Source organism: Micromonospora sp. MGP-C2 (assembly GCF_057766525.1).
The window spans coordinates 1,048,849-1,072,678 of the sequence record NZ_JBYMEN010000002.1 but is presented as its reverse complement, the minus strand read 5'-3'; the positions used below and the strand labels follow the sequence as shown (position 1 = coordinate 1,072,678).

The window sequence follows — 23,830 nt, the reverse complement described above, 5'->3', positions numbered from 1 at the left end:
TCGGTGATCGAGGCCATCACAATTTGCAGCAGCTCAAAGTTCTACGACACCGCGCAGCGCGCGGAGGCGGCGTTCCGTGCTCTGGGAATGACCGTCTACACCCCCCGTTATGACTACAACGAGCAACGGGTGACCGTCCACGAGTCGGACAAGGTCCAGCTCACCCGCGAATTTCTCGCGAAGATCTCCAAGTCCGACGCGATCTTTGTCGTCGCCAACGGTGGCTACGCGGGCGTCAGCGTGTGTATTGAGGTCGGCTACGCAGTCGGGCAGGGCAGGGCCATCCTCTTTTCCGAGCAGCCGGCCGAGTTCGCGCTCCGGGCATTGGTCGACGCGGTGGTTCCGGTCGACCACATCGACGCGGAGGTGCGGTCGCTGAACAGGGCTGCGGCGAGGACGCCATTGTGATTGTCGCGGCGCCTGGCTCGTCCAGCCGACTGTACGGCCCGGTCCGGGACGTCGTCGGCAGTCTCTTCGCCGGTCTGGGTGAGGCGCATCCAAGGTCGCTGTGGCACCGGTCAGGTGACGACACGCTCGTCTTCTGCCGCGGTTTCGACGTACCCGAACTGGTGGCGTCTGAGGCTGTCGACGTGGGCATCACGGGTTACGACGTCTGTGTCGAGTGGTGGCTCGCCCACGGCCGGGCGCTCCGCATGTACGCGCTGCCGGCAGTCCGCACGTCTTTTGTCACCTATTGCACCGTCGCGGGCCGAGAGATCGACACGATCTACACGGAGTACCCGGCCATCACGCGTGCGTGGCTGGCCGCGCGGGCCGAGGCGCGACCGGTCAGGATCGTTCAACTGCATGGATCAACCGAAGGCGTCATCCGCGCTGACCCCCACGGTGCCGGTGTGCTTCTCGTGACGTCGGGTGAGACCCTGGCGGCGAACGGGCTGGATGTGGAAGTGCCTCTTCTCGCCACGGACATGTGCGTTGTGACCCGTACGTCGCCGCCCCGCGGGCAGAGGCTGATCGATCTGGACGCTCTGCCGGTGTTGGGCATCCCTGGCTTCTGCGACAGCGCGCCACAGCCGGAACGTGTCGCGTGAGCCGAGGCTGGGGAAAAGACCCGTGAGGTGGAGTTGGGTCGACGTCGAGCGGCCGGGCCACCTGGGATCTCGCCGGCCGACGCTGGTGGCGCAATGGGACGAGCAGTTCGGACCGGGCCGCTGGCGCCTTGCTTGGCGCATCGGGCCGGTGTCGCATCCGTGGCCAGGAGCACTCGCACTCTACGAGGACGCCTATTTCCGGCGGCTCGTCGCCGATCCGGAGCTTCGCAGGACGTTGCTGACCAGGGCACGCAACGTCTACGACGTCAGCGTCGACGACGTCGAGTCGGGATTGGACTACACCTGCCAACGGCCGGGCGCACAGCACCTCCAGGACATCGCGGTGCGGCGGGTGCTCGTGCGGCTCGGCATCTGGTTCGAGGGAGTGGACCTGGTCCGCCTGCGGCGCCGGGACACCAATGACCTCTCGCCGGGCGCCTGCCTTGATTCCGGAGCCGTGAGATTCCACCGGCCCGACCTGATCGTTCAGCCCGTTCTCACCGGGTGGTGGGACACCGACAGTATCGAGGCGTTCTACCAGTCGAACAAGTATCTGCAGACGTTGTCCGGCCCGCCGCTTGCCGGTGACGGAATAAAGGGGTGAGGTGCGTGATGTTGAGACCGCCAGGAGGACCTACCGGTGGAGCTTGAGGTGGCAACCGTCTCGTCCGGCTGGCACGACGTCATCTCGGTGTTCTCGCGTCACCTGCCGACCCGGGTCGCGACACGGCACGGCATCTGTTTCGACATCCCGGGGCTGACGGTATGGCTGCAGAACCCGGCAGACCTGACACCCCCGCCCGGTTACCTGTATCCGGAACTGATCAAGGATTACCGGGACCGAATCTTCGGCGATCAGCGCGAGTCGTCGCTGCTCCATCAACGGTTGCGCAGGTGGCCCACGGCCGATGGATCGCCGGTCGACCAGTTCGAGCAGGCCGTCGCCATGCTCCGACAGGACGAGCACAGCCGCTCGGCCGTGTTCTCCATGTGGCGGCCGGACGAGGACCTCGGAGGCCGCTTCCCGGTTTCGCCGGTCGGCGGTGCCCTGAGGATCGTCGGCGGTGACCTGGTCCTCTTCCTGACAGCGCGGAGTGTCGATGTATGGGTCGGCTTTGTTCCGGAGCTGCTCACCTTCGCCCAGCTGGCATCGGACGCCACGCTCGCTCTGGGGCTGGGCGGCAGCAAGGTCTGCTACCACTCGTTCAGCACTCACCTGTACGAGGTCGACTACCTCACCTACCTCGCGGGGGCGCAGTGACACGATCGCTCACGCTGCTGGACAGCGGTCTGGTCGACACGCACACCATCGACAAGGTCCTGCAGGCGGTCGTGTTCTTCTCCGACCGCATCGTCCTGCGGGCCTCCTTCGAGGTCGCCGCCGCATACCGCGGACGCGCTTCCGAGATTAACCGACGCATCGACGAGCTGCACGAAGCCGGACTGCTGAGGCTCTGGGGTCACGAGTACGAGGTCAATGACGGCGGCAGGGTGAGGTTCGGGCGGGGCGCGGGCCCAGGACGCCGCGCCGACCTGGTGATCCCGCAGCGGCAGATGCGGGAGAGCCTGACCCGCATGGACGAAGTGATGCGGGCGATCCGGGAAGAGGCGTACCGGCAGTCCGAGGTTGGGGCCCCTGCCCTCCGGCAGGGGCCGGCGGAGATCGTCAGCCTGCGCAACCACATGGCTTCCCTCGTCATCTCCTCGGAACTCAAGCAGGACGGCATGTTGTCCAATCCCGCGGTGAAGGCCCAACTCGCCAAGAGCCTCGGACGGCCGCCGTCGGAACGCTTCGATGCGGCGGTCGTTCGAGACGTGCTGGGGCAACTTCAGATCGGCCCCCTGGACCAGCTGAGCGTCGACCAGATCATCGAGTCGCGACGATACAACGCCGACTTCCGAAGCTTGCTTGACGAATCGCTGCTAGCGGTCTCGCGGGGCTACGACCCTGTCCTCACCCCCGAAGCAACGGCGCGCGAGCTGGCCCGCCGCTACCGCGAGACCGTCGCGGAGTTCGCCCGGCCCCAGATCGCCGGTCAGGTGGCGCAGGAAGTGGTATGGGACGTCCTGGCCGCCACCGTGCCGTCAACCGTCGTCTTCAAGTACGGTCTCCGCGCGCTCACTTGGCGAAAGGCGGTGCAGAGGGCGAAGCCCTTCCTGCTGCTGATGCACCTCGAACGGGCGGCCCGGCAGCGGTTCCCGTAATCACCACCGCTCCGGTCATGCTCGCTCAGCCGGCCAGTGCCTTCATCGACTGACGATGCCGGTCGAAGGCGCCCTCGACGGCCGGGAGGGCGCTGAGCGCGGAGTGCGGCAAAAATTGGCGCAGATGCCACGTCGCGATCCGCACGTAGTCCCCTGAGCCCGGGCCGTCATCCGGCAGTCGAGTTACGGCGAATGACCAGACGAGCACTAGGGCCAGGGAGTACCCGGTGTCGGGATACTGGTATCTCAGATCCAGCCAGTGCCGGGAATCCTTGGGCAGGTGGAGCGCGCGCCCGTCGCGACGAGCTTGGATCAGGCTTTCGGCAAGCGTCGGCAGGGGTTGACCCGCCGCACAATCGTTCACCTCCCACGCGATGTGCGACATCGACGAGAACGCTGACACCGCCGCGATGGTCGCCCTGCATTCCTCACGGTCGAGGTGGCTCTTCGTTCGGAACAGTCTCATACCGCAGCTTCTGAAAGCAGATGCGACGTCAGCATGAGTGAAGGGTCCCACGAAGGCTCGCTGCGACTCAATCACCACCAGGTTCTGGCAGCCGCGTCGCAATGCCGACGCGGCGTCGGGCGCGCGGGTCCTACGCGTGACGGCTGGATCGGTACGGTATGCAGCATGTCTTCGCCCAGCCCCGCGCCGCTGCTCCGGGAGTTCATCGACATCCCGGAGCGCACGAGCACGAGCGACTTCGTGCTCAAGCTCGCCGACAGTGTCGCCGACGCCGACGCCACCCTTCGTGACTACGTCGTCACGGACCGGCTGGTCGGCAACTTCGACGAGGCGCTCGGGTTGATCCGCTCCGCGGTCGAGGGACACGCGTCGAAGGCCGCCTACCTGCACGGCTCCTTCGGCTCCGGCAAGTCGCACTTCATGGCGGTGCTGCATGCGCTGCTGCGAGGCGAGGCCGCCGCCCGGGGCCGGGACGAGTTGGCCCCGCTGGTCGCCAAGCACAGCGTGTGGCTGGACGGCCGCAAGTTCCTGCTGGTCCCGTACCACCTCCTCGACGCCCGCTCGCTCGAGCAGCGGGTGCTCGGCGGCTACGTCGACCGGGTGCGTGCCCTGCACCCCGACGCGTCCATCCCGGCCGTGCACCGCACCGACTCGCTGCTGGAGCAGGCCGCCTCGCTGCGGGAGAAGATCGGTGACAAGCAGTTCATCGACGGCCTGCCCGGCGGGGACGTCGAGGACGAGTGGGGCGAGAGCGAGACCTTCTGGACGTCCGAGCGGTTGGACCAGGCGTTCGCCGGCGCGTACTCCGACGAGCTGCGCCGCAAGCTCGTAAACGACCTGCTGACCAGCTGGAACAAGGGCTTCTTCAGCAACGCCCGGGAGGACGCTGAGGCGTTCGTCTCGCTCGACCGGGGTTTGACCGAGATCAGCCGGCACGCCAAGGAGCTCGGCTACCACGGCCTGATTCTCTTCCTCGACGAGCTGATCCTCTGGTTGGCCAACTCCATCGGCGACCAGCAGTTCGTCTCCCGCGAGATCCAGAAGATCACCAACTTCGTCGAGGGCGGCGACACCCGTCGGCCGATCCCGGTGGTCAGCTTCATCGCCCGGCAGCGCGACCTGCGCGAACTTGTCGGCGAGGAGGTCACCGGCGCCAACGAGCTGAGCTACCAGGACACCCTCAACCTGGCCAGCGGCCGCTTCGACGTGATCAAGTTGGAGGACCGCAACCTTCCCGAGATCGCCCGCCGCCGGCTGCTCAAACCCCGCGACATCACGGCGGGCGAGGCGATCGGCAGGGCCTTCGACGCCACCACAAAGGTACGCCGGGAGGTGTTCGACACCCTGCTCGGCACCGACTCGGGCAGCGGCGCCGACATCGACGCCTTCCGCTCGACGTACCCGTTCAGCCCGGCGTTCCTCTCCACGCTGGTGCACGTCTCCAGCGCGCTGCAGCGCTCCCGCACCGCGCTCAAGCTGATGCGGCAGCTGCTGGTCGACCGCCGCGACACCCTGCGCCTCGGTCAGCTCGTCCCGCTCGGCGACCTTTATGACGTGATCAGCGGCGGCGGCGACCAGCCCTTCACCGAGAAGCTCAAGGCCGAGTTCGAGATGGCTCAGAAGCTGTACGACCTGAAGCTCCGCCCCTACCTGCTCGGCCAGTACGACCTCACCGACGACGACCTGGACGCAGCCCGCCGCGGCGACGCGCAGCCCACCGAGATGGCCGGGCGCATTCGGGCCTTCACCGGCGACGACCGGCTGATCAAGACGCTGCTTCTCGCCGCCTTGGCCCCCAGCGTTCCGGCGCTGCGCAACCTCACCGCCCGACGCCTCTCGGCGCTCAACCACGGCAGCATCACCAGCCCGATCCCCGGGGGCGAGGTCGCCCAGGTCAACCGGAAGCTCGCCGACTGGGCCGGCCGGTTCGCCGAGATCCGCATCGGCGAGGGCGACGACCCGATCGTGTCGCTGGAGCTGGTCGGCGTGGACGTCGACAGCGTCCTCGCCACCGCCAAGCACTACGACAACGAGGGCGCCCGCAAGCACATCGTCCAGCGGCTGCTCTGGCAGCAGCTCGGCGTGCCGTGGAGCGACTCGTTCTTCGCCGAGGCGGGGCTGACCTGGCGGGGGAGTCGCCGCACGGTCGAGCTGGTCTACGGCAACGTCCGCGACCCGCACGACATCCGGGACGAGGCGTTCCACCCGAACGACCCGGCCGGCTGGCGGATGATCATCGACTACCCGTTCGACGACGGCAGCCACGGCCCGGCCGACGACCGGCAGCGGGTGCAGGAGCTGACCAGCCGGATGAGCCCTCGCACCGTTTGCTGGATCCCGGCCGCGCTGACCATCGAACGCCGCACCGAGCTGGGCAAGCTCGTCATCATCGACAAGCTGCTCGAAGGGCAGCGCTTCGACAGCCACGCCGAGCACCTCAACCCCGACGACCGGCGCCGGGCGCACGCCGCGCTGACCAACCAGCGCAGCGCGCTGCTGGCCAAGATGCAGGCCGTGCTGCGCCAGGCGTACGGGCTGGCCGGCAAGCAGCCCACCGACGTGCAGCTCGGATTCGACGACCACCTCCAGTCGCTCACCCGCGCCCTGGAGCCGAAGCTGCCCATGGGCGCCACCTTCAACGACGCGCTGCGCAGCATCGGCGACCAGATGCTCGGCCAGCAGTTCCCGGCCCACCCTGACTTCGACCCCGACCGCAAGGGCGAGGCCGTACGCCTGCCTGACGTCAAGGTCGTCCTCGACCACGTCCGGCGGGCCGTCGAGTCACCGGAGGGACGCGTCGAGGTCGAGCGGGCAAACCGGCAGACCCTGCGCCGGATCGCCAACCCGCTTCAGCTCGGCACCATGCACGAGGCGGCGTTCGTCATCGAGGGGCAGTGGACCCAGCACTTCCACCGCCGGGCCGCCGCCGAGGGCATCACGGGCGACCTGCGGGTGGCCGACCTCCTGCGCTGGATCGACGACCCGAGCCCACGGGGTCTCGACCCGATCGTCGCGCAGCTGGTGGTGGCGACCTTCGCCGAGCAGACCGACCGTGCGTTCCACCTGCACGGCAGCGAGGTGATCCCCGCTCCGGAACTCGGCAGGATCACCGCCGATCACACGCTGCGCGAGCAGCGTCTGCCCGGCGAGGAGGACTGGGACATCGCCCGTGCCCGGTCCGCCGCGGTTTTCGGAGTTCAGCCGCTCGCCCTGCGGCGGGGTCGGCTGGTGGCGATGTTCGGCCGGGACCTGGTCACCAGTGCGACTCGTCATCGTGAAGCCGCTCACGGCTTGGTCGCTCGTCTACAACAGCACGCAAGCTGGCTGAAGATCGATCAGGAGTCCGGCCGGCTCGCCACGGCCAGGGCCGCCGCTGACCTGTTGGAGACGCTGGTCAACGGACGGTCGGCGGTGGAGGCGGTCGAACGGCTCGCCCGCGCGGAACTCGCCGGCCCCGCCGACCGCACCGGTCGGAGCATCAGCAGTGCTTCGCAGGTGTCGGCGGCGTTGGCCGCCGCGCCCTGGGACACCTTCGAGATCGTGGCTGGTCTGCCTGAGCCGCACGCGGCCGAAGCGGCTGCGATCTTCGCCGAGCTGCGCCGGGTGGCGCAGGCTGACGAGCTGACCGCGCCACTCGCCCCGGCCCTGCGCCGCGCCCAGGGCGACGCGACCGCACTGTTGCGTCGCGCCACCCGCAAGCCGGAAATCGTCTACGTGCCCGGACGTGACGAGGGCAAGGACGAAATCGTCCAACCGCGCCGCCCGCTCGACGAGGAGACGCCTCGGATTCCAGAGGGCGAGATCGACAAGCCGAGCGGTCGTGTCTCGGTGGCGGCCGGCGACCTCGACCGAGCCGTGGAGCAACTGCGCGCCTTCGCCGCTGACCAGGGTGACGCGACTATCGAGGTGACCTGGAGAATCGTGTCGTGACTCAGGCACCTGCCGCCGCTCAGGCGCTGCGGATCAACCCGGTGGCGCTGCGGCAGAAGGTGGCGCAGCAGCTCGAACGGCACCGCAACGGCGACGCGTACCCGGTGCTGGTCGTGCGGGCCGAACCGGCGTGGCCGCACGACCCCATGGTGCTGCTGCCCGATGGACGTCCGGTCCGGGTCGTGCCGTGCGTGTCGCCGCTCGCCGTCTGGGAGCACCTCGTCGCCGAGCGGGGCGACGAGGTGCTGGTCCTGCTCACCGATGTCCCGGAGTCAGTCCTGCACCACGGCGTGCGGAGCCGGATCTTCCGGCAGCGGGTCATCACCGTCGAGCCGTGGGACCTGGTCGTCGACGCGTTCGGCGCGCAAGTGCCGGACAGCGCGCTGGAACGCGAATCGTGGGCCGGTGTGGCGCTGCTCGACGCGATGCCGCCGGCGGGCTGGCCGAAGCTCACCACCTCCGTGCTGACCCGGGACGTCGCCCTGCGGCACCTCGCCGCGGTGCGTCTCGGCCTCGATCATCGGGGCGAGGCCCCGGACGACCTCGACGTGACGACCCTGCTGCGCTGGAGCGCGGAACCGGGCGCCGTCGAGGCGTACGGGTTGCTGCGGGAGGCCGAACGGGACGGGCTCGGCCGTTGGCTGGTGGAACAGTTCGGCCGACCGGCCAAGGCGTTGTTCGCGCTCATCGCGGCCGGACATGGCGCGGAAGCCCTGCCCCTGGGTCTGGTCTGCGACGCGCTCTGGAGCACTGACAGCGCCGACGCGGTACGCGCCCAGGGGCGCGTCGACCAGTACTTCGGCAACCTCAACGACGATGCTACCGTGCGCGGATTCGCGTTGGCCGCCGTGCAGGTGGTCAGCGCGCTGCTCAGCGCACCGGTGCCGGAGGTGCAGCGACAGGGGCACGCCGTCCTCGACCGCGCCGAGCAACTGCTCATCCAGTTCAACGCGGTCAGCAGCGCCGGCCACAGCCCGATCCTGCGGACCGGGTTCACCCGGCGGATCGCCGCCGCCGCCCAGGCGCTGCTCGCCGGTTTGCGGGACCCGGCGGACCCGGCCCTCGACCAGGCCGTCGAGCACCTCGCCGGGCACCGGCTCGCCGACGCCGAGGCCGAGCGGGTCCGCCGCATCAGGATGGCGCAGCGGCTCGTCCGCTGGTTGGGCACGGCGGTGGCAGCGCCGCAGAGTGTCGCGGACGGCGTGGACCGGCAGATCGCCGAATGGGGCTGGGTGGACCTCGCACTCAACCACGTCTGGGCCGGCGAGGAGGCCCACCCGCAGCTGCAGCACGCGTTCCGGGAGATCCATGAGCGGGCGCAGCAACGTCGCCGCGACCTCGACGGCGCCTTCGCCGGCCGGCTGGCTGCCTGGGCCACCGCGGGCCCCGGCAACGACGGTGGCCTGCTGACGGTGGAGAACCTGCTTCCGCGGGTGATCGACCCGCTGATCCGCGCGGACCGGCCGGTGCTGCTCGTCGTGCTCGACGGCATGAGCGCCGCGGTCGCCGTGCAACTGGCCGATCAGCTGTCCCCGCACTGGGTGGAGTACGACCCGCTCGCCGGGTCCGGCGCGGGCCGGCGGCGAGGGATCGTGGCCGCCCTGCCCACGCTGACTGCGGTTTCCCGTACGTCGCTCTTCGCCGGCGCGCTGCGAGCCGGCAAGCAGGAGCACGAGATCAGGCTCTTCGCCGACGGCCGGTGGGGCAGGGACTCCCGGATCTTCCACAAGGGCCCGGCGCGCGGCGGAGCGGGGGAGGTGCTGGCCGGCGGACTGGCTGAGGCGGTGTCTGGTTCGGCGCCCGTCGTCGCCGTCGTGATCAACACAGTGGACGACTCCCTGGCGTACGGTCGGGAGGGCAACGAGGCCGGTTGGCAGCTCGACGACCTCGGCTTCCTGCGGAGCCTGCTCGACCAAGCCCGTTCCTCCGGGCGGGCGGTCGTCATCACCAGCGACCACGGCCACGTGCTTGAGCGGGGCGGCGAGCACGTCAAGGCGCTCGACGCCGTCTCCGCGCGGCACCGCACCGGCCCAGGGCCCGCCGGTCCGGGCGAGATCGAGCTGACCGGCCCCCGCGTCGTCGCGGACGGCAACCGCATCATCGCGTTGTGGGATCCACTGCTGCGGTACCGCCCGAGCAAGGCCGGCTACCACGGCGGCGCCTCGCTCGCCGAGGTGACCATTCCGTTGCTGGCCTACCTGCTGCCCAACGTGACCGAGCCGCCGGTCGGCTGGGCAGCCGTCGAGGAGCGCCGGCCGGACTGGTGGGAGCCGACGACTGCCGCGCCGGTGCCGGTGGCTCCGGCGCGGCAGACGCCCGTACCGAAGGCACGCCGGAAGGCGCCCGCAGCCGCAGGCGAGGCGCTGTTCGACGTACCCGAAAGCACCACGGCGTCCGCAGCGGCACCGGCTGCTGGCGACGGTGACCTGGTGGACGCGTTGCTCGCCACCGAGCTGTTCGAGGCGCAGCACGGCCTGACCCCGCGCCGGTTGGAGGTCAAGAAGATTCAGGCGGCGCTGCGGGCGCTGCTGGACGCCAAGGGCGTGCTGCCGGTGGCCGTGCTGGCCCAGCGGGCCGGCGAGGTGCCGGCTCGCGCCACCGGATTCGCCACCACCCTGCAGCGGATCTTCAACGTGGATAACTACCCGGTGCTGTCCCTGACCGACAACAACCGGACCGTCCGGCTGGACATCCCCCTGCTGCGGGAGCAGTTTCGGCTGCCCGGAGGGTCTTCGTGAGTGCGGTGAGCCCGGCCCGCCGGCGTGAGGTGGTCGACGCACTACGGCGAGGTGCGGTGCCGTCGGCCGGACTGGATCTCTTCGCCGTGGGGCTGGACCGGTTCGGCGCCGCGATCGGGGCGGACCTGGACACCGTCGCCGCCGGCGGCTCCGTCTTCAAGGCGGTCCGTGGTGAGTACGGATCCGGAAAGACGTTCTTCACCCGGTGGATCACCGAGCGGGCGAAACGCGCCAACCTCGCGACCGCGGAGGTGCAGGTCTCGGAGAACGAGACGCCGCTGCACAAGCTCGAGACGGTCTACCGCCGACTCACCGAGCGGCTCACCACCTCGACGTTCTCGGCCAGTGCCCTGCGACCGGTGGTGGACGGATGGTTCTACGCGTTGGAAGAAGACGTCCTGGCAGCGGGGGACGTCGCGCCCGATGACACCTCCGCCCTCGACCGAGCGGTTGAGGGCCTGCTCGACCAGCGCCTCGCAACGGTCAGCCGAAGCGCCCCCGCCTTCGCCGCGGCGCTTCGCGGCTACCGCGCCGCCACCGCACTGGGCGACTCGGCCACCGCTGACGCTGTGCTCGCCTGGCTCGGCGGACAGCCGCACGTTGCCGCCGCCGCTCGGCGGGTCGCCGGCGTCCGTGGCGACCTCGACCACTTCGCGGCACTGAGCTTCCTGCAGGGCCTGCTCGCGGTGCTGCGTGACAGCGGGCATCCCGGGTTGTTGCTGGTGCTCGACGAGGTGGAGACGCTGCAACGGGTCCGGTCGGATGCCCGCGACAAGGCGCTGAACGCGCTGAGGCAGCTCATCGACGAGGTGCACTCGGGGCGGTTCCCCGGGCTGTATCTGATCATCACGGGCACCCCGGCCTTCTACGACGGCCCGCAGGGCGTGCAGCGGCTCGCACCGCTTGCCCAACGGCTCGCCGTCGACTTCACCACCGATCCGCGCTTCGACAACCCGCGCGCGGTGCAGATTCGCCTGCCGGGTTTCACCGTCGACTCGCTCGTCGAGTTGGGCGGTCGGGTCCGCGACCTGTACGCGGACGGATCGGCAGCGCCGGAGCGGGTGTCCGCGCTGGTCGACGATGCGTACCTCGATGCCCTGGCCCGTGCGGTCGCCGGCGGGTTGGGCGGCAAGGTGGGGGTGGCACCGCGCCTGTTCCTCAAGAAACTGGTGGGGGAGGTGCTCGACCGGGTGGACCAGTTCCCCGAGTTCGATCCCCGGCAGCACTACGCCCCGACCCTGTCGACGACCGAGATGACCGACGTCGAGCGCAACGCGAACAGCGCCGACGAGATCGCGCTCGAGCTGTAGGGGCTTGTCGAATCATGACGAGTGGTGCGGAGCTGCTGCATCCGGTTGTGCTGCACCACGTGGTGAACTCCCTGCAGTGGCCGGCGCTGCGACCGCTGCAGGAAGCGGCCGTGCGTCCGCTGCTCGACGGGGAGGACGCCCTGCTGCTGGCGCCTACCGCAGGAGGTAAGACCGAAGCGGCGGTGTTCCCGCTGTTGTCCCGGATGGCGCAGGAGAACTGGTCGGGCACCTCGCTCATCTACGTCTGTCCGCTGAAGGCCCTGCTCAACAATCTGCTGCCTCGACTGGAGACCTACACCGGCTGGCTCGGCCGCCGGACGGCGCTCTGGCACGGCGACGTGACGATGGGACGGCGGCGGGCGATCCTCCGTGACCGGCCCGACGTCCTGCTGACCACCCCGGAGTCGCTGGAGTCGATGCTGGTCAGCGCCGCGGTCGACCATGACTCGTTCTTCGGCCAGCTCCGGGCGGTCGTGGTGGACGAGGTGCACGCGTTCGCCGGCGACGACCGAGGCTGGCACCTGCTGGCCGTTCTCGAACGTCTCGGCCGCGTGGCGGGACGGCCGATACAGCGAATCGGTCTCTCCGCGACCGTCGGTAACCCGGACGAGCTGTTGAGCTGGTTGCAGGGCTCGGGCCGGGGTCAGCGGGCGGCGCGGGTCGTCGCGCCCGACCTGGGCGCGACGCTGAGCACCGGGCCGCCGGCCGTGCCGGCCGGCGAGGTCGAGCTGGACTACGTGGGATCGGTGCACAACGCGGCCAAGGTCATCGCGTCGCTGCACCAGGGACAGAAGCGCCTGGTCTTCTGCGATTCCCGAGCGCTGGTCGAGGACCTCGGCCAACGACTGCGTGCGCTCAACGTGACGACGTTCCTCTCCCACGCGTCACTCTCGGTCGACGAGCGGCGGCGAGCTGAAGAGGCGTTCGTGCAGGAGCGGGACTGCGTCATCGTCGCCACCAGCACCCTCGAACTCGGCATCGACGTGGGCGACCTTGACCGGGTCATCCAAATCAATGCGCCGCGCAGCGTCGCCGCGTTTCTCCAGCGCATCGGCCGGACTGGTCGACGGCCCGGCAGCAGCCGCAACTGTCTATTCCTCGCATTGGACGGTGAAGGACTGCTGCACGCCGCCGGGCTGCTGCACCTCTGGGCGCAGGGCTGGGTCGAAGCCGTCGTCCCGCCGCCCGAGCCACGACACATCGTCGCCCAGCAGATGCTCGCGCTGTCGGTGCAACAACATCGGGTCGGTGACCACCTCTGGCCGCAGGAGTGGAACGGGCTGGCGCCCTTCGACAAGACCGCCGACGTGATCGTGCGCCATCTCGTCGAACAGGGCTACCTCGATACCGACTCTGGGATGCTTTTTATCGGACCCGAAGCGGAACTGCGCTTCGGGCGCCGGCACTTCATGGACATGCTGGCGGTGTTCACCGCTGCGCCGCAGTTCACCGTGCTCTCCGGTCGGACCGAGATCGGTCGTACCGATCCCGCGCTGCTGACCGCAAAGGTGCTCGGTCCCCGGCTGCTGCTGCTCGCCGGCCGAAGCTGGCGGGTCACCTACATCGACTGGAAGCGCCGCCGTTGCTTCGTCGAGCCGGCCGAGGGTGGGGGAAAGGCGCTCTGGATGACCGGCGGTTCCCCCCAGGGGCTGTCGTACCGGATGGTCCGGGCGATGCGTGATGTGCTGCTCGGCGCCGACCCGCCGGTTGCCCTGACCGGCCGGGCGAAGACGAGACTGACCGATCTGCGGGAGGACGCGATGTCTGTCATCCATCCCGCAGGCACGGTGGTTGCCAGGGAAAATGACGGTGAGGTGCGGTGGTGGACTTGGGCCGGCTTCCGTGCCAATGCCACGTTGATCGCCACGCTCAGCGAGCTCGCCGACCCGACCCAACGATATGACGACGCGTCGATCCGGCTGCGGGCGGACCTCGACAGTCGGACGATACGGGCGGCAATGACAGATGCGGTGGAGCGGATCTGTCTACCGGACGTCACCGACAAGGCAATTGCCGGTCTCAAATTCAGTGCTGCCCTGCCGCAGCGCCTCGCTGTCGCTACTCTTGCCGCCCGATTGGCGGATGTCCCCGCGGCACGGGCGGTGCTCGCCGAACCCGCCCGAGTGACATACCTCCCCGCTACCTGACCCAGGAACGCCGCAACCCACCACCCACCATCAAGTGATCATGAAGGGGATGAATCAGGGGCCGAGCGAGTCTGTTGGGGTGGGATGGAGGGGGAGGGGGCCGGGTCGGTGGGGTGGTCGGGGTGGTGGCTGAGGAGTTCGTTGATCCAGCGTGCGGCGTCCTGCTGGGCGGTGAGCATGTGGTCGCGGGCGTCGGTGACGTCCTGGTCAGCTGTCTCATCGACGTGTTCGTTCAGGATCGCTGTCCACCGACGGCTCAGCTCCTCGGCGTACCTGGCCTGCCGGAGCTGTTCGTCGAACTGGTACTCCAGCTTGACCAGCCGGTCGATATGCGGCTTGAGCGCCGGCAGGATCCGCTCGTCGAGCCGGACGGCGGCGTCGGGTCGGCAGGTGATGACGACCTCGCCCCGCCTGTAGCTCCAGACGGGGTCGTCGGCGAGCGCCCGCTGCAACGCCACCTCCAGGTCCGCTGCCCGGTTCGGCGGCAGGTTCCGGGCGGCATCGGCGGCGAGACGGGTCAGCCGCTGGATCGCGTTCGGCTCGAAGTACCGCACGTACCAGCTCAGCACCTCGGCCCGGAGGCTCGCCGGGGACGACCAGGCGAAGGTGGCGCGGACGTAGAACGAGTACACGTACCCCCGAGCGGGGACCGCGATCAGCCGGGGCGCGTCGCGCTGTTCGATGAGCGGGCCTGGCGGGGACGGTCCGGCCCCGGCCCCGACAGGTGCCTCGTCCCGGAGCGCGGCCACCAGCCGATCCCACGTCCGCGCCCACCACCGCCAGCCCCCGACACTCACGTCCCTGGCGATGGTCAGCCCACGGACGCCCCGCTGCCGCCACAGATCCGCGGGCCTCGGCCTCTGCTCGGGAGCGTCCGTCATGGCACCCCTCCACGGTCACGGGTCCGCATGTCACGCTAACAACCGATGACCGAAATGCCCGTCGCCGCGCCGAGGACCAGGTGCCGGGTCGGCATCGGGATGCTCGCGTCGCTCCCGCTCGGCGGGGCAGTGGATCGTCCGGGGTTCACCGAGCATTGGGGAGCAGTTGGGGTGGTGAGGGCTGTCGCCCAGGGCCGGCATCGGTGAGACTGGTTCGGATTCGCCAATGACAAGAATCGATGGATCGGATGGTTCTGGAGGCAGCCTGTGTCCACCCTCGTGTCCCCGTTGGCCACGCTCGGCGCGATCCGCCGGCGTACCACCACTCTCGCCCTGCTCCTCGCCATGGTCGCCGCCGCGCTGGTCGGCCCGTCCGTGGTGGCCCCGCGGTCGACCGACTCCGCCTCGGCGGCGGTCTACAGCTCCTGCACCGTCAGCCGCTGCGCGGACGCCCGGGCCGCCCGTTCGGGTTGGTCCGCCAAGGGCTTCCCGACCAGCCGCGGCTGGTATTCCTGGAGCGCCGGCAAATCCAACTTCGCCGGCGGCCGGTTCTACAACTACGAGGGTCAACTGCCGACCAACGCCACCTACTACGAGTACGACGTCTACCCGCGTACCCAGGGCGCCGCCCGGGACGCGTACCGGATCGTGGTGAACCGCAGCACCGGGGTCACCTGGTTCTCACCCAACCACTACACCGACTTCTACCGGCTCTGACCGACCGGGGGCCGGCCGGCTGCGTCCGGCCGGCCCCCGGCGTCGTCGCACAAGCCAGACCAGGAGAAACCTGATGTACGACGAGGACGACGGTCGGCTGCCCGACTGGTTGACCGTCTGCCGCGGCGCCGTCCCGGAGCTGCCCGGCGCGGTGGTGCTGTCCGGTGGAGCAGCTCGAACCCGGCCCGCGCTCTTCGCCGCGTTGGCCGTTGCGCTGGGCCTACCGGCGTACCTGGGGAGCACCTGGGACGCCCTCTCCGACGTGCTCCGGGACCGGCTGGACGCCGGCCCGCTCACCCTGCTGGTCGTTGACGCCGGAGAGTTGCTCGTCGACGAGCCGGCCGGTCAGTACGCCCTGCTGCTCGCCGTGTTCGGCGATCTCGCCACCAGCGCCCCACATCCTCTCCGTGTGGTCCTGCACGGAGCTTCGCCCGCCGACCGCTAGCCGGCCCGCGCGGAGGGTGTCTCTCGGTGGGTGAGGGCAGTCGGAGGCGCATGCGCGGGTGAGCGTGATGACTGTGAGGCATCAATATGACTGTGAGGTATCACGCTCATGAGCAGGACCGCCTCCGGCCGCGCCGCGCCCTGCCGCCGTTGAGGACGGGCGGCAGGGGCTGCGGAGAGCTGTGCGGGTGCTCAGTTTCCGACAGTCGCGGCGGCGGCGGGCAACGGTGACGGTGGCGGTGACGGTCCGGTGACGGGCCCTTCGCGATCCTCGTGCCGAGCCGGGCACTGTGCACCGGCGCGGGCAGCGGGGAGGCCGTGCGGTGGACTTCGTCGACGGGGTGCTGGTGCGGTTGGCCGATCCGGGCACGCGCGCCGCGCTCTTCGATGACGCGTCGCTGGCTCACCTGGTCGAGGCCGCGTACGACACCGAGGCGATGCCGGTCGCGCCACCGTACGCGGCGGTCTTCGACGAGCTGACCCTCGGCTTCGCCGCCGCTCCCGTCACGGTGGCCGAGGGGGAGTGGCTGGGCTCCGGTGGCACCACCCGCACCGAGCTGCGGGTGCGCCTGCACGGGCTCGGCGGTGCGGCGCTGCGGATCGACGCGTTGTGGCGGGGCAGCCTGGTGGTGCGGACCAGCGCCGCCCGGGACCGGGTCGAGGACCTCGACGTGGCGGTGCCCGCCTTCGACGTGGATCCGCAGATCGTCGCCGACCTGGGCGCGTTGCCGGCCGACCCGGCGCAACTGGAGACCGAGCGCCGGAGCCGGCTGGTGGCCCGCCTTCGGGCCGGGTTGCATCAGCCGGCCGCGTTCACCGACGCGCACCTGGACCGGTTGCTCGCGGGTGTCGGCGCGGCGAACGCCGGCGACCTGGTGACGCGGATGCGCGGGCAGGCCGCGGGGGCCACGGTGAAGCTGCGCTACGCGGCGCCGCCAGCCGCCCCACCGACCCCGCGTCCGCTGCCGTTCGCCGCCGCCGTGCTGATCCGCGACCAGGGCTTCTCCCTGGCCGACCTGCTCGTCGAGACCCGCCTGGTGCGGGCCCGCGCCGAGGAGCTGGGCCTGGACGTGCCCGCACCGGACGACGTCCGGCGACGACATCGGGTGGTCGCCGTCTGGGTGGTCCCCGTCGAGACGTTCGACGACGACGGCTGGCCCGGCGGCGACACCGGCACCGACGCACAGAAGCGGGCCGCCCGGTTCGCCCGGGCCGGCCAGTGGCTCGCCCGCAGCGGCATCGGCCTCGCCGCCGTGACGACCTGAGACCCCAGACCGCAGCAGCAACTTCGTCCGGGAGGACCCGTGGCACCGACAGCAGCATTCCCGTTCATCGAGGTCCGGATCGTGCCGCCACCGGCGCCGCTGGCCCAGCGCTCACCGGGCGTCATCGCCGTGGTGGGTAAGGCGCCGGCCACGGCCGACGGCGGCTCGGCGCCGGCGAACACGCCGGTCCGGATCGAGACTCTCGACGACGCGGTCACCAACTTCGCCCGCCGGCAGGCCGGCAACGTGGTGCGCAACGCCCTCTACAACTCCCTGGAGTTGGCGTTCCTGCAGGACCCGCGCCCGGCCAAGGTGTACGGCGTCAAGGTCGCCGGCGACGACTACGCCGCCGCGCTCGGAGGTCTGGAGGCCGCCGACGACGTGACCATGGTGTCGCTGGCCAACGAGTCGGGCGTCGGCAACCCCGCCGGTGCGGGCGCCCCCACCGGGTTGCACGCGCTCAAGGCGCACGTGGAGACGATGTCCGCGGCCGGACAACGGCGGCTCGGGTTCGCCATGGTCAACCCGGCCACCGAGAAGGGCCCCACCTACGTCGCGGACATCACGACAGCCGCGAACCCGCTCAAGAGCAGCACCAGCCGGATGGTGATGATCGCCGCCCGGGGCGCGGACGGTGACGCGGCCACCGCCGCGATGGCCGCCGTGGCCGGGCTGCCCGTGCACCACAGCATCGTGCTGAAGAAGATCCGCGGGGTCGCCATCCCGGTGGCCAAGCAGTACAGCCCGGCTGAGATCAAGGGCCTGTCCGAGGCCAACCTCACGCCGATCATCGACCCGACGCTGATCACCGGGGAGAGCCTGCACTTCGCCGACGGGCGCCTGTTCACCTCCGACGCGAGCCTGCTGCACGTCGACCTGGTGCGCACCCTCGATGCGATCGAGTTCATGCTGCGCGCCGGCCTGATCGGGCTGGTCGGCGACGCACGGATCACCAAGCCGGGCATGACGCTGCTGAAGACCCAGGTCGACGGCATCCTCGGCCCACTCAAGCGGCAGTCGGTGATCGACGACTACCGCATCGAGATCCCGGTGCTGGACATCCTCACCATCCCCGAGGTCGCGCGTACCGCCACCGACACCTCGATCGTCACCGCCGCCCGGGCCGACCGCACCGTCGACCTGGTCGTCACCGTCACGTACGGCCCGGCCGTGAGCCGCCTGCTGGTCACGCTCGTGGCCAAGTTCTGACCCGGAGGAACCAGACCATGGAGTGGAAGACCCGCCTCGCGGTGCAGTACACCAAGGGCACCGAGACGGTGCTGATCAGCCCCATCGACTCGTTCAGCCCATCCTTCTCGCTCAACGTCGAGGCCCTGCACTCGTGCGAGGTCACCCACATGGGTGTCATCCACGCGCCGGTGTCGATGAACTTCACGATGACCGTCAAGGCGATCGGGGACGTCGCCGGCCGGCTCACCAAGCTGGCCCTCGACGGTGACCTGTTCGACATCGCGCTGCTGGAGCACACCGGCGACGACTGGGCGTTCTCGTCCTTCGTCCTGCGCGACTGCATGATCACCAGCGCCACGCCGACCACCGCCACCATCTCCGGCGCCCCGGCCGCGACCTTCAGTGGCTTCAGCCTGGCCGCCACCGTCGACCCGAAGACCGGCGACCAGTCCGTGCTGCCCTGACCGGGCAGGACGTGACAGCCCGCCAACGATCAACCGGAGGTAGCAGATGACGACCGGTGCTGGCCGTGCCGCCCGGGTCACCCGTACCGGGCTGGCCCTGGTGCACGCGGGTGAGTTGGTGCTGCCGGCGGCCGGCAGCGAGGCGGAGGCCGCGCAGGTGGCCGAGGACGACCGCGCTGTCATCGCGTACCACTTCCCGGTGGAGATCGAGGTGGTCGTGGCCGGCGGCGCGGTCGACGCCGACGCGCTCGCCGACCTCGCGCTGGCCCGCCTCGCCGACCACTTGGACGGGCAGGTCTGACGGTGGCCATCTCGGTGCACGTCCCGGTGCGGATCCGGCTGGACGCCCGGTCGGTGACCGAGCGGCCGGCGGCGGTGACCGACGCGCTCGGCGCGGCCCTGGCCCGCGCGCTGGAACGCTCCCGCCGCGAGGTGGTCGCGCCCCGCGGCGGCTACCTGGAGGTACGCCCCAACGCGCCGGAGTTCCGCTGGACCGGCGCGGGCGGCGAGCGGGTGTCCCCGGACGACCGGCGGGCCTTCGAGGCCCGGCTGCGCCGGCGCATCGACGAGGTGATCACGGCGGCGCGGCTGGATCCGGGGCTTCCGGCCGGGGTGGCCGCGCCGCTGAGCCGACCGGCAGCCGAGGTGTTCGACCCGCAGCGGATGCGTCACCTGCTGGCCGTCTACCGGGTGCCGTCCTACGACGACGGTGGGGACGCCGCCGAGGTGCCGGTGGACGGCGACGAGCCGCCGTCGGTGACCTACCAGTGGCTGCTACGGCCGGTCACGTACCTGGCCAGCCACTTCGCCGAGCTGGGCCGTGAGGCGGTACGTCAGCACGGCGGCCTGCCGTCGGGCACACCGCAGGGTGTGATCGCCCGGGTGGTCGGCTCGGACGGTCGCCCGGTCTGGGTCGTCATGGTGAACACCACCCCGTGGTCGGTCCTCACGTTCGAGCGGTTCGGCGAGACGGTGTTCCGGGCCGCTCCGCAGCCGCACTTCGAGGTGGAGGAGCGGGTGCCCAGCCCGCAGCCCGGCACGGTGCAGCGGCGGCTGGTCGCCGACCGGAGCGCCCTGGTCGCGATGGTGGACGAGGAGCTCAGTGCCGACATCCGGCAGCGGTTGCGGACCGCCCAGCCGCGCGGCGAAACCACCAGTGTGGACGAGTACCAGGCGCAGATCGAGCGAGCCGTCGACGCCGAGGTGACCCGGCGGGTCGACGCGATCCTCGCCTCGGTGGGCGGCGCGGTGCCCACCTGCCTCGTGGTGATCAGTATCGGTGGGGTCTCGCTGCTGCTGGTGGGCACCGAGGAGACCGACAAGACGCTGCACTGGACCGGCACCGCCAACCTCCTGCCGATCAGTGTCGAGCAGCGACCGGCGGCGCCACCGGATCCGAAGGCACCCCCCGGTGGCGGCATCGGCGACGGCACCGGCTCGGGGACGGGCACCGGTAGCGGCTCCGGCGTGGGCGGCGCAACGGGCGCGGGCGGTGGCACCGGCGCGGGAACCGGCAGTGGCCCGGGCGATCCCACCGGCACCGGCACCGGGCCGGACGGCGGTGGCACTGGTGGGGACGGCAGCGGCGGGGCCCGCCGGGGCGGGTTCGTCTTCGACCCGAGCAGCCCCAGCGCCCCGCCCGGCGCCGAGGGTCGACGGTTTCCGGCCGTCACCGGCGAACACTCCGAGATGCGGGCCTGCGCCCCGTTCAACGGCGAACCGGAGCTGGCCGCGCTCGGCCCGGACGGCGACGAACTGCGCCGGCTGATGGACGACATCGCGTTCCGGCTCCAGATGGGCGAGGCCTGCCGCTACCCGGCGAACTTCTGCCTCCAGGCCGCCGCCGTGCTGCGCGGCCGGGCCGCGGCGATCAGCCAGCTGGTCGGCGCCTCGGAGCGCGAGGCGTTCACCCGACCCGTGCCACAGGGCTCCGGAGGGCTCGGCCCGCTGGACTTCCGGCCGGTCGCCTCGCCCGCCGTGCAGTTCCTTCGCCACCTGGCCGGGGTCGTGCCCCGCCTGGATCACCTCGCCCAATTGGTGATGCGCCGCTACAGCCAACCCGAGCACTTCGCCCGCATCCAGGGCGGCTGGATCGACACGTCCGCGTCCTGGAACCTGCACTTCGTCCAGGCGCTCAGCGGCGCGGTCAAGGACGCCGTCGGGCAGCTCTTCGTCGTCGGCAGCCAGGCGATGCTCGTGCAACTGCTGCTCAGCTCGCGTACTGGCATCGAGGCGCGGATCACCCACTTCGACAGGTACGCGCCGATCTTCGAGCGGTTGATCGTCTCCCAGCTCACCGACTACGCCGAACTCCAGGGCCTGCGCGAGCGGCTGCGCCGCCACGAGGCCGCCCGGTGGACGGCCGAACACACCGACCTCGGCGGCGGCACCCTCGCCACGGTGTCCATGGCCAACCCGTCCACCGCCTGGTACGGGGCCGCCCGCGCCATCTCCAGCGCGTTCCTCGCCACCGAGGCCGCGCTGAGCAGTCCCGGCGCGGCCGGCGAGATCGTCGAACGTGACGGCACCACCCGGATCCGCGACTCGCACGCGGTGCTCTGGACCCTCGCCGAGATCGAGCAGGCGCTGGTCATCCAACGCGGCGAGGCCGAGGGCATCGACCCGCTGGTCAAGCAGATCACCGACCTGCCCGACGTGCTGGCCCGCTTCGCCGGCAACCGGTCGGCGATCCGCGACGAGCTGTGGCGGGTGCTGCAGGACATGCGGCGCAACAACACCGAGATGCTCGGCCGTGCCCGCACCGACGCCCGCTTCGCGTTCCGGTCCAGCCGGATCAGCGAGCACATCCCGTCGGCCACCATCCCCGGAGGACAGTTCGCGCTGCAGGGCATCCACCTGGTCACCCACCAGCAGATCGGCGAGTTCTTCGGCGGCAACCTCTACTACGCCACCGGTGTCGACAGCCTGTTCCACACCGAGCTGGGCCGGGAGGCGCTGAGCGCGTTCGGCGTCATGGTGGGGATCATCGCGCTGTCGCTGCTCTGCCCGCCGCTGGGCTTCGTGGTCGGGGTGGCCGTCGCCGCCGTCGACGTGGCACACGCACACCAGCGCGAGCGCCTCTACTCCTCGATGCTCGACCCGGAGCTGGTGCTCACCCGCACCGAGGTTGAGGTCGAGCTGTTCGCCGCGTACCTCGGAATGGCGTTGTCGCTGATCCCGGAGGCCGGCACCATCGGCGGCGCGGCCGTGCGCGGAGGCCGGGTCGCCCTGCGCTTCGGTGTCCGCGCCGGGCTGCGCACCGCCCGAGGGTACGTGGTACGCCGGGTCACCCGGCAGATCGTCGAAGCCGCGTCCCGTGACCTGCTTCAGGGGTTCCTCACCGAGATCCTGCTCAACGAGGTGCTGGAACGGGTGGTGCAGAAGCTGATGGAGCCGGTGCTCGCGTACGTGGAGCGCGAGGCGATGCTCAGCGGCGCTGTCGGTGGCCCGGAGGGCGCCCGGTTCATCCTCATGGTGTTGGACTCACAGCCCGGTGGCACCGCCGCGGGTCCGCGCGTCCCGGTGGTGCGGCCGTGACCGGGCCACGCCGGTTCCGTGCCGGCCGGTTCCTCGACGCCGCCGCCGTGCACGCCGCCGCCGACGCCAACCCACGACTGCAACGCTTCATGCGAACCATCGCCGCGCACAGCGAGGCCGGCGACGTGCGTTCCCGGCGGCTGCTGGAGCACCTCATCCGCCGCGTCGTCGACGACGTCGGCGACCTGCACCTGAACAACGCGCTCAACCGGCTGGAACGCATCGCCGTGCTGCGCGACAACATCGCCGCGATCCTCGACCACGTGCTGGAGGGCGGCACCCTGCCCGAGGGGGTGCGGCTGGAGACGCTCGGCGAGCGCTTCGACCAGCTCAACACCGAGATGCGCGAACTGAGCCGCCCGCGCGAGGGCATCGTCGGGGACGCGCCGCTGCGGCTGGCCGACGACGCAGCCCAGTACGCCGACTCGCTGCTGCGCGAGTTCGAGGTCGCCGGCGGTACCAGTGCGGCCGGCTGGCACGTCGAGCCCGCCGCAGTGGTCCAGGACGCGTTCCGGGCCATGCCGGCGGACCAGCAGGCCGCGTTGCGCCGCGCCGCCGAGCTGGAACCGGAGGCGCTGTGGCGGGCGGTGGCCGCCGAAACCGAGAGCGGCAGCCGGGCCGCCGTCACGGACCTGGAGACCCGGCTCGGCGGCCGGTTCACCCCCGACGACGTCGCCCGACTGCGGACCGCAGTGGGTGAACTCGGCAAGGCCCGCTCCAAGGGCCTGCACATGAACGACGCCCGGCTCACCGAGGCCCTGGCCCGCATCGCCGACCCGGAGCTGCGCGCGGTGGTGGCCAGCGGCGACATCTGGCTCACCCAGCAGTTGGCCGTGCACAACCCGGAGGCCCTGGCGACCCTGTGGCGACGCTTCCGCGACCGGGGCGGCCGCCCCGACGACGGCCCCGGCTTCCGCGCCTACCTGCGCCACGACATGGTCACCTACGGGCGGGGCGTGCTCGGCGAGTACGGCGCCGCGTTCTCGCTGAGCAGCATCGAGCTGTTCCTCAAGGGCCCCGACGCCAACGTCAAGGTCGCCGGCACCGACCTGGTCGGCATCGGCCACGACGGCTGGGTGTGGCTGATCGACGACAAGTCGCACCGGGCCAGGAGTGTCAGCGGAGTCAGCGCGCTCACCGACAACCTCGTCACCAACCTGCGCCGCGACGCCTCCGACTTCCGCGACGCCATCGCCCGGCTGCAACGCGACGACCCCGGTTTCACCCCCGACCCGCGGATCCTCGACGCGATCTCCCGGATGGAGGACGCCGCAGCCGAGATCGACCGGATCAACCGGCGCGGCTCCGCGTCCACCCGGCCCGCGCGGATCAGCCGGGCACTGGAGGACCGCCGGCTGCGGCTGCGCGTCACCAGCGCCGCCGGCGAGGTCCGCGAGATCACCCAGGCGCTGCGCGCCCTGGGCCTGGCCGTCGAACCCACCGGTACGCCGGTGCCGCTGCCACCCATCGGAGGGCGCTGAGC

General features: G+C 70.8%; 19 protein-coding genes. 17 read left to right on the top strand and 2 right to left on the bottom strand.

Going from position 1 to position 23,830, the window contains the following annotated elements; translation table 11 throughout:
* Window positions 1–3: 3 nt before the first annotated feature.
* The 5 genes from AC3CF1_RS04625 (at window position 4) to AC3CF1_RS04605 (ending at window position 3,257) form a co-directional block, all read left to right on the top strand.
* On the top strand, window positions 4–408 hold the full coding sequence (locus AC3CF1_RS04625; RefSeq protein ID WP_488449620.1) for a hypothetical protein: 405 nt from the start codon (window positions 4–6) through the stop codon (window positions 406–408).
* The gene (locus AC3CF1_RS04620) at window positions 405–1,052 is read left to right on the top strand and encodes a hypothetical protein (RefSeq protein WP_488449619.1); all 648 of its coding nucleotides are present in this window, start codon (window positions 405–407) and stop codon (window positions 1,050–1,052) included. The genes AC3CF1_RS04625 and AC3CF1_RS04620 overlap by 4 nt, the downstream gene beginning before the upstream one ends.
* A gap of 85 nt (window positions 1,053–1,137) precedes the next feature.
* Window positions 1,138–1,656, top strand: a complete 519-nt coding sequence (locus tag AC3CF1_RS04615; protein WP_488449618.1) for a hypothetical protein — start codon at window positions 1,138–1,140, stop codon at window positions 1,654–1,656.
* 36 nt (window positions 1,657–1,692) lie between these two features.
* Window positions 1,693–2,313 (top strand): thymidylate synthase, encoded by a 621-nt coding sequence (locus tag AC3CF1_RS04610; RefSeq protein ID WP_488449617.1) that lies wholly within the window; start codon window positions 1,693–1,695, stop codon window positions 2,311–2,313.
* Window positions 2,310–3,257, top strand: a complete 948-nt coding sequence (locus tag AC3CF1_RS04605; protein WP_488449616.1) for a hypothetical protein — start codon at window positions 2,310–2,312, stop codon at window positions 3,255–3,257. Before AC3CF1_RS04610 ends, AC3CF1_RS04605 begins: the two co-directional genes overlap by 4 nt.
* A gap of 25 nt (window positions 3,258–3,282) precedes the next feature.
* Here the strand turns inward: AC3CF1_RS04605 and AC3CF1_RS04600 are convergent, their stop codons facing one another.
* Window positions 3,283–3,660 carry a hypothetical protein gene (locus tag AC3CF1_RS04600; protein WP_488449615.1) on the bottom strand — a complete coding sequence of 126 codons (378 nt, stop codon included), beginning with the start codon at window positions 3,658–3,660 and terminating at the stop codon, window positions 3,283–3,285.
* Window positions 3,661–3,888: 228 nt separating this feature from the next.
* On the opposite strand from AC3CF1_RS04600, the gene pglY reads away from it, so the two are divergent.
* From pglY to AC3CF1_RS04580, 4 genes are read left to right on the top strand one after another with little or no spacing between them, the layout of a single operon-like run.
* Window positions 3,889–7,653: a BREX-2 system ATPase PglY gene (gene pglY, locus AC3CF1_RS04595; protein ID WP_488449614.1), complete on the top strand. Its 3,765-nt coding sequence runs from the start codon at window positions 3,889–3,891 to the stop codon at window positions 7,651–7,653.
* Window positions 7,650–10,391: a BREX-2 system phosphatase PglZ gene (gene pglZ / locus AC3CF1_RS04590; protein WP_488449613.1), complete on the top strand. Its 2,742-nt coding sequence runs from the start codon at window positions 7,650–7,652 to the stop codon at window positions 10,389–10,391. The genes pglY and pglZ overlap by 4 nt, the downstream gene beginning before the upstream one ends.
* On the top strand, window positions 10,388–11,701 hold the full coding sequence (brxD, locus tag AC3CF1_RS04585; RefSeq protein WP_488449612.1) for a BREX system ATP-binding protein BrxD: 1,314 nt from the start codon (window positions 10,388–10,390) through the stop codon (window positions 11,699–11,701). The genes pglZ and brxD overlap by 4 nt, the downstream gene beginning before the upstream one ends.
* A 14-nt stretch (window positions 11,702–11,715) precedes the next feature.
* The gene (locus AC3CF1_RS04580; RefSeq protein ID WP_488449611.1) at window positions 11,716–13,848 is read left to right on the top strand and encodes a DEAD/DEAH box helicase; all 2,133 of its coding nucleotides are present in this window, start codon (window positions 11,716–11,718) and stop codon (window positions 13,846–13,848) included.
* A gap of 38 nt (window positions 13,849–13,886) precedes the next feature.
* On the opposite strand, the gene AC3CF1_RS04575 is transcribed toward AC3CF1_RS04580, so the two are convergent.
* Window positions 13,887–14,729, bottom strand: coding sequence for a hypothetical protein (locus AC3CF1_RS04575; protein ID WP_488449610.1), 843 nt, complete (start codon window positions 14,727–14,729; stop codon window positions 13,887–13,889).
* Window positions 14,730–14,996: 267 nt separating this feature from the next.
* On the opposite strand from AC3CF1_RS04575, the gene AC3CF1_RS04570 reads away from it, so the two are divergent.
* The 8 genes from AC3CF1_RS04570 (at window position 14,997) to AC3CF1_RS04535 (ending at window position 23,828) form a co-directional block, all read left to right on the top strand.
* Complete coding sequence (locus AC3CF1_RS04570) at window positions 14,997–15,446, top strand: ribonuclease domain-containing protein (protein ID WP_488449609.1); 450 nt, start codon at window positions 14,997–14,999, stop codon at window positions 15,444–15,446.
* Between the two features lie 73 nt (window positions 15,447–15,519).
* A complete protein-coding gene (locus AC3CF1_RS04565) occupies window positions 15,520–15,891 on the top strand; it encodes a barstar family protein (protein WP_488449608.1) in 372 nt (123 codons plus the stop codon).
* Between the two features lie 322 nt (window positions 15,892–16,213).
* Window positions 16,214–17,155 (top strand): hypothetical protein, encoded by a 942-nt coding sequence (locus tag AC3CF1_RS04560; protein ID WP_210926826.1) that lies wholly within the window; start codon window positions 16,214–16,216, stop codon window positions 17,153–17,155.
* A 39-nt stretch (window positions 17,156–17,194) separates the two neighbouring features.
* Entirely contained in the window at window positions 17,195–18,364 is a 1,170-nt protein-coding gene (locus AC3CF1_RS04555; protein WP_088948445.1) for a hypothetical protein, read from the top strand.
* 17 nt (window positions 18,365–18,381) lie between these two features.
* Window positions 18,382–18,810, top strand: coding sequence for a hypothetical protein (locus AC3CF1_RS04550; RefSeq protein ID WP_354974907.1), 429 nt, complete (start codon window positions 18,382–18,384; stop codon window positions 18,808–18,810).
* 46 nt (window positions 18,811–18,856) lie between these two features.
* Complete coding sequence (locus tag AC3CF1_RS04545) at window positions 18,857–19,111, top strand: hypothetical protein (protein WP_088948443.1); 255 nt, start codon at window positions 18,857–18,859, stop codon at window positions 19,109–19,111.
* 2 nt (window positions 19,112–19,113) lie between these two features.
* Window positions 19,114–22,347, top strand: a complete 3,234-nt coding sequence (locus AC3CF1_RS04540; RefSeq protein WP_488449607.1) for a hypothetical protein — start codon at window positions 19,114–19,116, stop codon at window positions 22,345–22,347.
* On the top strand, window positions 22,344–23,828 hold the full coding sequence (locus AC3CF1_RS04535; protein ID WP_488449606.1) for a hypothetical protein: 1,485 nt from the start codon (window positions 22,344–22,346) through the stop codon (window positions 23,826–23,828). Before AC3CF1_RS04540 ends, AC3CF1_RS04535 begins: the two co-directional genes overlap by 4 nt.
* The last annotated feature ends 2 nt before the right edge of the window (window positions 23,829–23,830 follow it).

Bases quoted from the DNA above. Each gene is read 5' to 3' on its own strand.
- pglY (WP_488449614.1), top strand. From the start codon at position 3,889: ATGTCTTCGCCCAGCCCCGCGCCGCTGCTCCGGGAGTTCATCGACATC.
- AC3CF1_RS04580 (WP_488449611.1), top strand. From the start codon at position 11,716: ATGACGAGTGGTGCGGAGCTGCTGCATCCGGTTGTGCTGCACCACGTG.
- AC3CF1_RS04575 (WP_488449610.1), bottom strand. From the start codon at position 14,729: ATGACGGACGCTCCCGAGCAGAGGCCGAGGCCCGCGGATCTGTGGCGG.
- AC3CF1_RS04565 (WP_488449608.1), top strand. From the start codon at position 15,520: ATGTACGACGAGGACGACGGTCGGCTGCCCGACTGGTTGACCGTCTGC.
- AC3CF1_RS04550 (WP_354974907.1), top strand. From the start codon at position 18,382: ATGGAGTGGAAGACCCGCCTCGCGGTGCAGTACACCAAGGGCACCGAG.
- AC3CF1_RS04545 (WP_088948443.1), top strand. From the start codon at position 18,857: ATGACGACCGGTGCTGGCCGTGCCGCCCGGGTCACCCGTACCGGGCTG.